The organism is Pseudomonas sp. 2822-15, assembly GCF_002742515.1.
GTDB classification, from domain to species: Bacteria; Pseudomonadota; Gammaproteobacteria; order Pseudomonadales; family Pseudomonadaceae; genus Aquipseudomonas; species Aquipseudomonas salomonii.
In genome coordinates this window covers 30,263-42,320 of sequence record NZ_LJRY01000136.1, presented here as the reverse complement: position 1 = coordinate 42,320, position 12,058 = coordinate 30,263, and the positions used below count along the sequence as shown (strand labels likewise).

At 62.6% G+C, this 12,058-nt stretch carries 12 protein-coding genes; 7 read left to right on the top strand and 5 right to left on the bottom strand.

The window, feature by feature from the left end:
• Window positions 1-21: 21 nt before the first annotated feature.
• The 5 genes from purT to AOA59_RS00875 all read right to left on the bottom strand — a co-directional run bounded on the left by purT (window position 22) and on the right by AOA59_RS00875 (window position 3,280).
• Complete coding sequence (gene purT, locus AOA59_RS00895; RefSeq protein ID WP_014719785.1) at window positions 22-1,203, bottom strand: formate-dependent phosphoribosylglycinamide formyltransferase; 1,182 nt, start codon at window positions 1,201-1,203, stop codon at window positions 22-24.
• A 69-nt stretch (window positions 1,204-1,272) separates the two neighbouring features.
• The gene (locus AOA59_RS00890) at window positions 1,273-1,740 is read right to left on the bottom strand and encodes a VUT family protein (RefSeq protein ID WP_099485501.1); all 468 of its coding nucleotides are present in this window, start codon (window positions 1,738-1,740) and stop codon (window positions 1,273-1,275) included.
• A 165-nt stretch (window positions 1,741-1,905) separates the two neighbouring features.
• Window positions 1,906-2,121 carry a DUF1289 domain-containing protein gene (locus AOA59_RS00885; protein WP_058422692.1) on the bottom strand — a complete coding sequence of 72 codons (216 nt, stop codon included), beginning with the start codon at window positions 2,119-2,121 and terminating at the stop codon, window positions 1,906-1,908.
• Window positions 2,118-2,642: a gamma carbonic anhydrase family protein gene (locus AOA59_RS00880; RefSeq protein ID WP_065930387.1), complete on the bottom strand. Its 525-nt coding sequence runs from the start codon at window positions 2,640-2,642 to the stop codon at window positions 2,118-2,120. The genes AOA59_RS00885 and AOA59_RS00880 overlap by 4 nt, the downstream gene beginning before the upstream one ends.
• Before the next feature lie 35 nt (window positions 2,643-2,677).
• Window positions 2,678-3,280, bottom strand: coding sequence for a CoA pyrophosphatase (locus AOA59_RS00875; RefSeq protein ID WP_056858702.1), 603 nt, complete (start codon window positions 3,278-3,280; stop codon window positions 2,678-2,680).
• A 146-nt stretch (window positions 3,281-3,426) separates the two neighbouring features.
• Between AOA59_RS00875 and AOA59_RS00870 the strand changes: the two genes are divergently transcribed.
• The 7 genes from AOA59_RS00870 (at window position 3,427) to nagE (ending at window position 11,929) form a co-directional block, all read left to right on the top strand.
• Window positions 3,427-3,975: an NUDIX hydrolase gene (locus tag AOA59_RS00870; protein ID WP_017139715.1), complete on the top strand. Its 549-nt coding sequence runs from the start codon at window positions 3,427-3,429 to the stop codon at window positions 3,973-3,975.
• Between the two features lie 36 nt (window positions 3,976-4,011).
• On the top strand, window positions 4,012-4,515 hold the full coding sequence (locus tag AOA59_RS00865) for a murein L,D-transpeptidase family protein (RefSeq protein WP_099485500.1): 504 nt from the start codon (window positions 4,012-4,014) through the stop codon (window positions 4,513-4,515).
• A 271-nt stretch (window positions 4,516-4,786) separates the two neighbouring features.
• Complete coding sequence (locus AOA59_RS00860; protein ID WP_099485498.1) at window positions 4,787-5,545, top strand: GntR family transcriptional regulator; 759 nt, start codon at window positions 4,787-4,789, stop codon at window positions 5,543-5,545.
• A gap of 10 nt (window positions 5,546-5,555) precedes the next feature.
• The gene (nagA, locus tag AOA59_RS00855; RefSeq protein ID WP_099485496.1) at window positions 5,556-6,662 is read left to right on the top strand and encodes an N-acetylglucosamine-6-phosphate deacetylase; all 1,107 of its coding nucleotides are present in this window, start codon (window positions 5,556-5,558) and stop codon (window positions 6,660-6,662) included.
• Window positions 6,655-7,665, top strand: a complete 1,011-nt coding sequence (locus AOA59_RS00850; RefSeq protein ID WP_371919052.1) for an SIS domain-containing protein — start codon at window positions 6,655-6,657, stop codon at window positions 7,663-7,665. The genes nagA and AOA59_RS00850 overlap by 8 nt, the downstream gene beginning before the upstream one ends.
• Before the next feature lie 29 nt (window positions 7,666-7,694).
• Window positions 7,695-10,205, top strand: coding sequence for a phosphoenolpyruvate--protein phosphotransferase (ptsP, locus tag AOA59_RS00845; protein WP_099485492.1), 2,511 nt, complete (start codon window positions 7,695-7,697; stop codon window positions 10,203-10,205).
• A gap of 26 nt (window positions 10,206-10,231) precedes the next feature.
• The gene (gene nagE, locus AOA59_RS00840) at window positions 10,232-11,929 is read left to right on the top strand and encodes an N-acetylglucosamine-specific PTS transporter subunit IIBC (RefSeq protein ID WP_099485491.1); all 1,698 of its coding nucleotides are present in this window, start codon (window positions 10,232-10,234) and stop codon (window positions 11,927-11,929) included.
• The last annotated feature ends 129 nt before the right edge of the window (window positions 11,930-12,058 follow it).

Genomic DNA, 12,058 nt, shown 5'->3' with positions numbered 1-12,058 from the left:
CCTGCGATGGGCGCGACGCGGTTAAAGCTCTACAACAACAGCTTTGGAAGCACGGGTAGCCTTCGCACGGGCCGCTTCAATCGACTCATCCCGCGCCAACGCCACGCCCATGCGGCGCTGGCCGTTCACTTCCGGCTTGCCAAACAGACGCAATGCCGTGTCCGGCTCGCTCAAGGCAGCGCCAAGATTGGCGAACGCCGTCTGAGTCGACTGCCCTTCCACCAGAATCACCGCCGAAGCCGAAGGCCCGAACTGGCGGATCAACGGAATCGGCAGGCCCAGGATGGCGCGCGCGTGCAGCGCAAACTGCGACAGGTCCTGAGAAATCAGGGTCACCAAACCGGTGTCATGGGGGCGCGGCGACACTTCGCTGAACCACACCTGATCGCCCTTGATGAACAACTCCACGCCAAACAGGCCGCGACCACCCAACGCCTCGGTCACGGCTTTGGCAACGCGCTCGGATTCAGCCAGGGCAATCGGGCTCATGGCTTGCGGCTGCCAGGATTCCTGGTAGTCGCCCTTCTCCTGACGGTGGCCCACTGGCGCGCAGAAGGTGGTGCCGCCGATGTGGCGCACGGTCAGCAGGGTGATTTCGTAGTCGAAGTCGATAAAGCCTTCGATGATCACGCGACCTTTGCCGGCACGCCCGCCTTCCTGGGCGTAATCCCAAGCCTTCTGTACGTCGTCGGTGCTGCGCAGCAGGCTCTGGCCCTTGCCCGACGAACTCATCACCGGCTTGACCACACACGGGAAGCCCAGGTCTTGCACGGCCTTGCTGTAGTCTTCGAAGGTGTCGGCGAAGTGGTACGGCGAGGTCGGCAAGTCCAGTTCTTCGGCGGCCAGGCGACGGATGCCTTCGCGGTTCATGGTCAGCGAGGTGGCGCGCGCGGTCGGGATCACGGTGAAGCCTTCGGCTTCCAGTTCCACCAGCGTTGCAGTGGCGATGGCTTCGATTTCCGGCACGATGAAGTGCGGCTTTTCGGCCTCGATCACCGCACGCAGGGCGGCGCCGTCGAGCATGTTGATCACGTGACTGCGGTGCGCCACCTGCATGGCCGGCGCATTGGCGTAGCGATCCACGGCAATCACTTCAACGCCCAGGCGTTGCAGTTCGATTACCACTTCCTTGCCCAGCTCACCGCAGCCACACAGCAAAACGCGGGTCGCGGTTGGCGACAATGGAGTTCCGATTCGGGTCATCTCAGGTCCTCAGGGGAGCGGATCATGGGGAGAAAGGCCGGCATTTTACATGAACTGTAAAAATTGGCCTCAGTTGGCGACAGCCCGTTTGCGCATGCGCCAGGCCATGATCAGCCACACCGCCGTGACCCCGGCAAATTTCGACACCAGCGCGGTGCCGGCCACTGCCGGTGTGAGCGCGCCGATCAGGCCGAAGAAGATAAAGGTATCCAGGGGAATACTCAGCGCCGAACTTATCCACAGGCGGTCGTGCAGCGGGCGCTTGGTGATGCTGAATACCAGCCAGTCGATGCACTCGGACACCGCAAACGCCGTGGCGCTGGCCAGGGCGATGGACGGGTCGGAGGTGATGTACGACAGCACCAGCGCCGCCAGCATGGCGATGATCGCGCCATGGCCGAAGCGGGTTTGCACCAGGTCGCGCAGGATAAACACCAGGCCACCCCAGGCGGACCAGATGACATCCAGGTGCGGGGCGGTGGAGAAAGCGAAGTTGATCAGCACGACGCTGCTGATGTAGGCGATCAGGAAGAGCATGGGGCGAGGACCTGTGGGCAAGGGCCACAGGGTACTTCACATTTGGAAATATGTCGTCTGGGCGGGCCTCATCGCAGCGATGCGGCGGCCCGACAAGCCAGCTCCCACATTTGAAGGTATTCACGCATCAAGTGTGGGAGCTGGCTTGCCTGCGATAGCAATCTGTCAGGCGCCAGATTTGCCCGGAACCATCCACACCAACCCACTCGCCATCGCCCGCTCATGGCACAACCCCAACACCACCCGGCGCTCGGCATTGTCCATGCGGCTCCAGCGCGTAATCTCATCCACCGTACGCTGGCAGCCGGTACAAATGTCGTCATCGTCCAGCGCACAAATGCTCACGCACGGCGAGGCGACGGGGCGTTCAACCGGGTTCATTCTTGCTGCTCAACCAGGTCACGCGCATAGCGCTGCGCGTTATGCACATAGTGCGCGGCGCTGGCTTCAAGCATGCGCTTCTGCGCCTCGGTCAGCTCACGCACCACCTTGCCCGGCGAGCCCATCACCAGCGAGCCATCGGGGATTTCCTTGCCTTCGCCAATCAGCGAGTTGGCGCCGATGATGCAATGTTTACCGATCCTGGCGCCATTGAGGATCACCGCGTTGATGCCGATCAGGCTGTAGTCGTCGACGGTGCAGCCGTGCAGCATGGCGTTATGGCCGATGGTCACGCCGGTGCCCAGGGTCAGCGGGTAGCCCATGTCGGTGTGCATCACGCTGCCATCCTGCACATTGCTGTTCTTGCCGATCAGGATCAGCTCGTTATCGCCACGCAATACCGCGTTGAACCAGACGTTGGCGCCCTCTTCCAGCTTGACCTTGCCGACCAGCGTGGCATTCGGCGCCACCCAGCTGTGCGGGTGCGTCTCGACGCGGGCGTCGCCCAGGCGGTATTTCATGGTGTGTCCTCACGGCTGGCCATTCAAGCGATGGCTTAGATATTGATAAAGCTTTTAGGCGGCTGGTGCAGGCTGATCTGGGCGTCGTCATAGAGCAGGTTGATCAGCTCGACAATCATGATCGCCGTCAGCCCCCAGATCTTGTATTCACCAAACCGATAACTGGGCACATACCAGCTGCGGCCCTGGTAGTCGATGCGGTGGGTGTGTTCGCGCGGGTCCTGGCGGAAAAACTCCAGCGGCACGCTGAACACGGCGGCGATCTCGGCATCGTTGGCCAGGTATTCGACGTAATCGGGGATCACACCGACGTAGGGCGTAACCCGAATACCGTGCAGGGAAATCAACGGACTTAAGGGGCCGATCACTTCCACCAGACCGGGCGGCAGGCCGATTTCTTCTTCGGCTTCGCGCAGTGCGGTAAAAATCAAGTCCGGGTCTTCGGGGTCACGCCGCCCGCCGGGAAACGCCACTTCGCCACCGTGGGTCGACAGGCCGCTGGCGCGCAGGGTCAGGATCAGTTCGGGTTCGTCGCTGCGGGTAATCGGCACCAACACCGCGGCCTCGGGGAAACGCCCATCGGTTTCCAACGTGTGGGGGGTGTGATTGCTTACCCGGCGAAGTAGCTCGTCCAGCATGAGTCATCTCGATCTGTTGGCTACCATGCATCATGCACCAAAGCAGGCGGGCGCCCAACCCCAAAACCACTGGCGTGTCGCTAAACGACAACTTGCAGGGCCCTGCCCACCGAGCCAAGATAGACGCACTTTCCAGGAACCCCAGCATGAATTTCTGCAGCCAGTGCGGTAAACCGGTTACCCAACGCATTCCCGAAGGCGACGGCCGCCTGCGCTACGTGTGTGATCACTGCTCGACCATTCATTACCAGAACCCCAATATCGTCGCCGGCACCGTGCCGGTGTGGGGCGACAAAGTGCTGCTGTGCCGCCGCGCCATCGAACCGCGCCTGGGTTACTGGACCCTGCCCGCAGGCTTTATGGAAAACGGCGAAACCGTAGAGCAGGCCGCCGCCCGCGAAACCCTGGAAGAAGCCTGCGCCCGCGTGCGCAACCTGAGCATCTATACCCTGATCGATGTCCCGCACATCAGCCAGGTGCATATCTTCTACCGCGCCGAACTGGTCGACCTGGACTTCGCCGCAGGCCCCGAGAGCCTTGAAGTGAAGCTGTTCGATGAAGCCGACATCCCTTGGTCCGAGCTGGCTTTCCGCACGGTCGGGCGTACCTTAGAATGCTTCTTCGCTGACCGCAGGCAACAGCTGTTCCCGGTGCGCAGCGAGTCGGTGCCGCCGATGACGCGGCCCGCCAAATAACTCCAGGCAGCACCTTCTACAAGGGAAACCGTTTTAATGCGTTGGTTGCTCGCTCTGATCTGCCTGTCGTTCGCTAGCCTGTCTTCGGCCTCCACGGTGGAAACCCTCGGCGGCAAACCGGTCGAGAAAATCCTGGTGCTCAAGTCCGCCCATCAGTTGCAACTGATCAATGACGGCAAACCGCTCAAGACCTACCGCATCTCGCTCGGCAAAAACCCCAAGGGCACCAAATTGATGGAAGGCGACCGTCGCACGCCAGAGGGCTTCTACTGGATCGACTGGCGCAAGACCAGCGACCGCTTCAACCTGGCCATGCACATCTCCTACCCCAATATCAGCGACTCGGCCCGCGCACGCCGCGAAGGCGTGAAACCGGGCAGCATGATCATGATCCACGGCACCCCCGACACCGAGGAATACCCGGAACAGTGGTTTCACACCCTGGACTGGACCGACGGTTGCATCGGCATGCGCAACGTGGACATGCGCGAAGTGTGGAACCTGGTCAAAGACGGCACCCTGATTGAGATTCGGCCGTAATCGCCTACCGCTCGTAAAATAAGTCAAAAAAAATTCAAAAAAAATCCTGCCCATGGCAGCGCCTGCCGGTGAATACCAGTTCACTGCGCGGGCTGCGCAATTCTGCGCGCACTCAAGACCTCTCTAATACCACTTGATACCAGGCACCCTTAATGTGCGCTGAAACAGGCTGCTGCACTGTTTTCGCTGCATTGACATGGTATTTAAGTGGTATTAATTTCCGGCCAATACCGGGCGACAACACTCCAATAACGCATCGGAAACCTGACAGATGAATCCCATACTGGCGCTGCGCCCCGACGACAAACAGTCCACGCCGCTGTACCTGCAATTGGCCCGCAAACTGGAAGCGGCGATCCATGCCGGCGAGTGGAAATCCGAACAGGCCTTGCCGTCGGAACGGGTCCTTAGTGAGCAACTGAGTATTTCCCGCGTCACCGCGCGCAAAGCCCTGGAAGTCCTGTTTGCCCAAGGCTTGATTCGCCGCAGCCAGGGTTCCGGGACCTTTATCACCCCGCGTCTGGAACAGCCGCTGTCGCGCCTGTCGGGGTTCAGCGAGATGTTGCGGCTCAAGGGCTTTGTGCCCACGTCCCAGTGGCTGGAGCGCGACATCACCCCGCCGACCCACGAAGAACTGATCCGCCTGGGCCTGTCGCCGACCGACAAAGTGGCGCGGCTCAAACGCCTGCGTAAGGCTGACGACACCGTAATGGCAATTGAAATGACCGCCATGCCCGCCTCCGTGCTGCCTAACCCGCAAGCCATCGGCAATTCGCTGTACGAATACCTGGAAAGCATCGGCCAACCGGTGGTGCGCGCACTGCAACATATCCAGGCGATCAATGCCTCAGATGAGTTCGCCAAGCTGGTCGGCATTGCCCCCGGCACCGCCATGCTGCTGATGACCCGGGTCGGCTACACCGCCGACAACACGCCGATTGAAATCACCGACACCTACTGCCGCAACGACTACTACGACTTCGTCGCAGAGCTGCGCCGCAATGACTACTCCGCTGAACTGCGAGTTTAGAGAACTGCCCATGTCCGAAGACAACATCCTCACGCCCGGCGGCTGGATTCGCGGCCGCCTGGTGCACGAACACGGCAAGGTGGTCGCCATCGACGGCACGCCGTGCGACCCGAACGACAATGACCTGCCCTACCTGCTGCCAGGCTTTATTGACCTGCACGTTCACGGCGGTGGCGGCAAAGACATCATGGAAGGCACCGACGCTTTCGAAACCATCACCCGCACCCACGTGCGCTTTGGTACGACCTCGCTGCTGGCTACCACCATGACCGCACCGGTGGATGAAATCTCCCGTGTGCTCGGCGAACTCGGCACGTTTTGCGAGCAGCGTGCTACAGGCAGCGCCCGCGTCCTCGGCGTGCACCTGGAAGGCCCTTACATCAATCCGGGAAAACTCGGCGCGCAGCCCAACTTTGCCCACACCGCGTTGATGGCCGAAGTCGAAGCCTACCTGCGCCTGGCGCCGATCCGGGTGATCACCATTGCTCCGGAAATCGCCGGCCACGATGCCCTGATCCGCGCCCTCAGCGAACGCGGCGTGCGCATGCAAATCGGCCATACCCTGGGCAGCTACGAAGAAGGCGTCGCTGCCCTCGCCGCCGGCGCCACCAGCTTCACGCATTTGTATAACGCCATGAGCCCGCTGCATCACCGCGAACCCGGCATCGTCGGCGCCGCGTTGGCCCACGCCAAGTACGCAGAATTGATCCCGGATTTGCTGCACGTGCATCCCGGCGCCATACGCGTGGCGCTGCGCTCGATCCCGTGCCTGTACTGCGTCACCGATTCCACCGCCGCCGCCGGCATGCCCGACGGCGAATACAAGCTGGGTAGCCACACCGTGACCAAATGCCTGGGCGGCGTGCGCCTGGCCGACGGCACTCTGGCCGGCAGCACCCTGACCATGGACCAGGCGCTGCGCAACCTGGTGAAAATCGGCCTGCCCATCAGCGAAGCCTCACAACGCCTGTCGCAATTTCCTGCGGACTATTTGGGCCTGGAAGAACGCGGGCGCCTGCAACCCGGCAGCTTTGCCGACTGCGTGCGTTTGGACCGCTCCCTGACACTCACCGACGTAATGGTCGAAGGAGAAACCATTGACTTCAAAAATGCTTGAAGAGGCCCTGGCCTCCTGTCACGCCGTTGAGGCACAACTGCAGCGTCTCAACCCGATGCCGGAGGAAGTGGCCGGGCGCCTGCGCCGTCAGCCACCGCAAGTGGCGATGACCATCGCCCGTGGCAGTTCGGACCATGCCGCCAGCTACTTTGCCTATCTGGCCATGCAGCATGTGGGCATTCCGGTGGCGTCGTTGCCGATGTCGGTGGTGACCCTGCTGCAAGCGCCGTTGAAGGTCAGCGGCCAGGTGGCGTTCGGTTTCTCCCAGTCGGGGCAAAGCCCGGACCTGGTCAACAGCCTGCGCCTGCTGCGTAAACGCGGGGCCTTGAGCATTTCGATGGTCAACGCCGAAGACTCACCGCTGGAAGCCGCGTGTGAATTCCATGTGCCACTGTGCGCCGGGCCGGAGCAGAGTGTCGCCGCGACCAAAAGCTTTATCGCCACTTTAAGCGCCAGCGCGCAGTTGATCGGCCACTGGAACCAGGACCTGTTGCTGCTGCAAGCCTGCCAGGCCTTGCCTGACGGTTTGCGCGAAGCCGCCACCCAGGATTGGACGCCCGCCATCGAAGCCCTGCGCAGCAGCCAGCGCCTGATTGTGATCGGCCGTGGCGCCGGTTTTGCCATCGCCCAGGAAGCCGCGCTCAAGCTCAAGGAAACCTCGGCGATCCAGGCCGAGGCCTTCAGCAGCGCCGAAGTGCGCCACGGGCCGATGGCCTTGATCGATGAAAACTACCCACTGCTGGTGTTCGCCCCACGCGGCGCCGAGCAAGCCGGGTTGCTGAGCCTGGCCGCCGATATGCGTCAACGCGGCGCCCGCGTCTTGCTGGCGGCGCCGGACGATATCGCGGAACGCGACCTGACCCTGAGCCGCGCCGAACACCCGAGCCTGGACCCGATCCTGGCGATCCAAAGCTTCTACGTGATGGCCGCCGGCCTGGCGGAGGCCCGGGGCATGGACCCGGACCAGCCGCGCCACCTGAGCAAAGTTACCCGCACTCACTGAGTCGCGTTTTCCTGATGAGTACCGTGCCCATGTCCTACAACAATAATGAATTGACCCTAAGCGCCCCACTCAGCGGCCCGGTGCTGAGCCTGGGCAACGTTCCCGATGAAGTGTTCGCCAGTGGCGCCATGGGCGACGGTATTGCCATCGACCCGTTGAACGACTGCCTGCACGCGCCCTGTGACGGCGTGATCATCCACGTCGCCCGCACCGGGCACGCGCTGACCATTCGCGCCGACAACGGCGCCGAAATGTTGATGCATGTGGGCATCGACACCGTGGAATTGAACGGCGAAGGCTTTGCCCTGCTGGTGAAGGAAGGCGCACGGGTGAGCCAGGGCCAGGCGCTGGTGCAGTTTGATCTGGACCGCATCGCGCGCCAGTGCAAAAGCCTGGTCAGCCTGATCATCCTGACCAATGGCGAGGGTTTTGAGCTACGGCCTGTGGCTGGAACAATCGTCAAGGTGGGTGAGCCGTTGCTGCACATTGCCGCGCGTTCGGCAGCGCCGTTGCAGGCGGCTGTGGATAACTCGGTCACCGAAGTGCGCGCCAGCGTGCGCATTACCCACCGTGGCGGCTTGCATGCCCGCCCCGCCGCGCTGGTGCGCAAGGCCGCGCAAGAGTTCAATTGCCATGCAGAGCTGCACTTCGCCGGCAAGTCGGCGCCGTGCGACAGCCTGATTGGCTTGATGGGGTTGGGCATTGGTGAAGGTGATGAAGTACGCATCACCTGTCGCGGCACCGATTGCGAGGCGGCGTTGCAGGCGTTGGTGGCCGCACTCTCGGTTGCCGTGAGTGAAGAGCACCACGCGCCGGTAGCCGTGGCTCCGCGTCGGGCGAACACCGAAGCCGGTGTGTTGCAAGGCGTGTGCGCCGCGCCCGGCCTGGTCTGTGGGCCGCTGTTTCGCCTCACCGGTATCGAACTGCCGCAAGACACGGGCACGCATGTCGCCGACGAACAACTGCAGCGCCTGGACACCGCGCTGGAGCAAGTGCGCGGCGAAATCCGCAGCACCCTGGCGCAGGCGCGCCAACGCAAGAACGTCGAAGAAGAAGACATCTTCGCCGCCCACCTCGCGCTGTTGGAAGACCCTACCCTGCTGGACGCCGCCACCGGTGCTATCGAGCAAGGCAGCGCCGCCACCCACGCCTGGCGCGACGCGATCCAGGCGCAATGCGCGGTGTTGCTGGCGTTGGGCAAACCGCTGTTTGCCGAGCGCGCCAACGACCTGCGCGACCTGCAACAACGGGTGCTGCGCGCGCTGTTGGGCGAAACCTGGCACTTCGAATTGCCGGCCGGCGCGATTATCAGCGCCCATGAACTGACCCCCTCCGACCTGCTGCAACTGAGCGCACAAAATGCCGTGGGCATTTGCATGGCCGAAGGCGGCGCTACGTCCCACGTCGCGATTTTGGCCCGAGGCAAAGGCTTGCCCTGTGTGGTCGCGCTGGGCGCCGAAGTGCTCGACGTGCCCCAAGGCCAACGCGTGGTGCTGGACGCGGCCAACGGTCGCCTGGAACTGGCACCCAGTGACGCGCGCCACGCCGAAGTGCACCAGATTCGCGATGCGCAGAAACTGCGCCGTCAGCAACAACAGGCCCAAGCCCGGCAAGCGGCGCACACCCGCGATGGCGTGCGCATTGAAGTGGCGGCGAATGTCGCCTCCAGTGCCGAGGCTAAAGTGGCGTTTGAGAACGGCGCCGATGGTGTTGGCCTGCTGCGCACCGAATTCCTGTTTGTCGACCGCCGCACCGCGCCGGATGAACAAGAGCAACGCCAGGCCTACCAGGCCGTGCTGGATGCCATGGGCGACAAGTCGGTGATCATCCGCACCATCGACGTGGGCGGCGACAAACAGCTCGACTACCTGCCGTTGCCGGTTGAGGCCAACCCGGTGCTGGGCCTGCGCGGCATTCGCCTGACTCAGGTGCGCCCGGACGTGCTCGACCAGCAACTGCGCGCCCTGCTGCAAGTGTCCCCATTGGAGCGTTGCCGCATCCTGCTGCCGATGGTCAGCGAGGTGGATGAATTGCTTCAAATCCGCCAGCGCCTGGATGAATTGTGCGCGGAGCTGGAACTGACCCTGCGCCCGGAACTGGGCGTGATGATCGAAGTGCCCGCCGCTGCGCTGATGGCCGAGCAATTCGCCGAACACGCAGACTTTTTATCCATCGGCACCAATGACCTGTCCCAGTACACCCTGGCCATGGACCGCGACCACGCGGGCCTCGCCGCACGGGTGGACGCCTTGCACCCGGCGCTGCTGCGCTTGATCGCGCAAACCTGCGCCGGCGCCGCCAAGCATGGCCGTTGGGTGGGTGTATGCGGCGCCCTGGCGTCCGACCCGCTGGCCACGCCGGTGCTGGTGGGCCTGGGTGTGAGTGAACTGTCGGTCAGCCCGCCGCAAATCGCAGAAATCAAGGACCGCGTCCGCCAGCTGGACGCGGCGCAATGCCGGCAATTGAGCCAAGGCCTGCTCGACCTGAGCAGCGCCAAGGCCGTTCGCCAAGCCTGTCAACACCACTGGCCGCTGAGCTGAAAACAACAAGAATAGGGAGACACGCCATGTACCAACATTTCATCGAAGGCCTGCAACGCCTCGGCCGCGCACTGATGCTGCCGATCGCGATTCTGCCGATCGCCGGGCTCTTGCTGCGTCTGGGCGACACCGACCTTTTGAACATCGCGGTGATGCACGATGCCGGGCAAGCAATCTTCGCCAACCTGGCGCTGATCTTCGCCATCGGTATTGCCGTGGGTTTTGCCCGCGACAATAACGGCACGGCGGGTTTGGCCGGGGCGATTGGTTACCTGGTGATGATTTCCACGCTCAAGGTGATGGACACCACCATCAACATGGGCATGCTCGCCGGTATTGCCAGCGGCTTGATGGCCGGTGGGCTGTATAACCGCTTCAAGGACATCAAGCTGCCGGAGTACCTGGCCTTCTTTGGTGGGCGACGGTTTGTGCCGATTGTCACCGGGTTTTCGGCGGTCGCCCTGGGCGTGATCTTTGGCCTGATCTGGCCGCCAATCCAGCACGGCATCAACAGCTTCGGTGTGCTGCTGATGGAAAGCGGCAGCTTTGGCGCATTCGTGTTTGGCGTGTTCAACCGCCTGCTGATCGTCACCGGGCTGCACCATATCCTCAACAACATGGCGTGGTTTGTGTTCGGCAGCTTTACCGACCCGACCACCGGAGCCATCGTCACCGGCGACCTGACCCGGTATTTTGCCGGCGACCCGAAAGGCGGCCAGTTCATGACCGGCATGTTCCCGGTGATGCTGTTCGGCCTGCCCGCCGCGTGTTTGGCGATGTACCGCAATGCACTGCCGGAACGGCGCAAGGTCATGGGCGGGATTTTCCTGTCGATGGCGCTGACCTCGTTTTTGACCGGAGTGACCGAGCCGATCGAGTTCGCGTTCATGTTCCTTGCGCCGTTTTTGTACCTGATCCACGCGGTGCTCACCGGCCTGTCGATGGCCGTGACCAATATGCTCAATATCCACCTGGGCTTTACCTTCTCCGGTGGCTTTATCGACATGGTGCTCGGTTGGGGCAAGTCCACTAACGGCTGGCTGGTGTTCCCGGTGGGGTTGGCTTATGCGGTGATCTACTACAGCGTGTTCAACTACTGCATTCGCCGGTTCAACCTGAAAACGCCGGGGCGCGAAGATATTCAAGTGGTGCAGACTGAGGTGATGACCGATAACCAGCGGGCCAGCGCCTACATTCGTGCGTTGGGTGGGGCGGCGAACCTGTTGAGTGTCGGCGCATGCACGACTCGCCTGCGCCTGGACATGGTTGATCGCAATAAGGCGGTGGATGCTGAGCTCAAAGCACTGGGCGCCATGGCCGTGGTGCGGCCGGGTAACGGCGGCAGCTTGCAGGTGGTGGTTGGGCCGATGGCTGATAGCATTGCCGATGAGATTCGCCTGGCGATGCCGTCATTTGTTGCCAGTGCGCCAGCGGCGGTTGCACCTGTGGATAAGCCGGTTGCAGTGAATGTGCAGGAAGCCGAGAAGTGGCTGAGTGCCTTGGGTGGCCGCGCGAATGTGCGCCAACTGGAAGCGGTGGCGATGACCCGGTTGCGGGTGGAACTGGGGGATGATTCGGTGCTGTCTGAAGCGGACCTGACTGCACTGGGTTGCCAGGGTGTGAGCCAGCTGGACAGCGGGGTTTGGCATTTGTTGATTGGTGACAAGGCCACTGGATTGGGCGAGGCACTGGAGCGACTCGTAGCCCGCCCAATCAACGCCTGACCGATCGTTCCCATGCTCTGCGTGGGAATGCCGCCCCGGACGCTCCGCGTCCAAGCCGTCGCGCATGACTCAAGCCCTGCACAAGGGTGACGCGGAGCGTCACAGGATGCATTCCCACGCGGAGCGTGG

Coding starts and splice junctions, on each gene's coding strand:
- purT (WP_014719785.1), bottom strand. CDS start 1,203: ATGACCCGAATCGGAACTCCATTGTCGCCAACCGCGACCCGCGTTTTG.
- AOA59_RS00890 (WP_099485501.1), bottom strand. CDS start 1,740: ATGCTCTTCCTGATCGCCTACATCAGCAGCGTCGTGCTGATCAACTTC.
- AOA59_RS00885 (WP_058422692.1), bottom strand. CDS start 2,121: ATGAACCCGGTTGAACGCCCCGTCGCCTCGCCGTGCGTGAGCATTTGT.
- AOA59_RS00880 (WP_065930387.1), bottom strand. CDS start 2,642: ATGAAATACCGCCTGGGCGACGCCCGCGTCGAGACGCACCCGCACAGC.
- AOA59_RS00875 (WP_056858702.1), bottom strand. CDS start 3,280: ATGCTGGACGAGCTACTTCGCCGGGTAAGCAATCACACCCCCCACACG.
- AOA59_RS00870 (WP_017139715.1), top strand. CDS start 3,427: ATGAATTTCTGCAGCCAGTGCGGTAAACCGGTTACCCAACGCATTCCC.
- AOA59_RS00865 (WP_099485500.1), top strand. CDS start 4,012: ATGCGTTGGTTGCTCGCTCTGATCTGCCTGTCGTTCGCTAGCCTGTCT.
- AOA59_RS00860 (WP_099485498.1), top strand. CDS start 4,787: ATGAATCCCATACTGGCGCTGCGCCCCGACGACAAACAGTCCACGCCG.
- nagA (WP_099485496.1), top strand. CDS start 5,556: ATGTCCGAAGACAACATCCTCACGCCCGGCGGCTGGATTCGCGGCCGC.
- AOA59_RS00850 (WP_371919052.1), top strand. CDS start 6,655: ATGCTTGAAGAGGCCCTGGCCTCCTGTCACGCCGTTGAGGCACAACTG.
- ptsP (WP_099485492.1), top strand. CDS start 7,695: ATGTCCTACAACAATAATGAATTGACCCTAAGCGCCCCACTCAGCGGC.
- nagE (WP_099485491.1), top strand. CDS start 10,232: ATGTACCAACATTTCATCGAAGGCCTGCAACGCCTCGGCCGCGCACTG.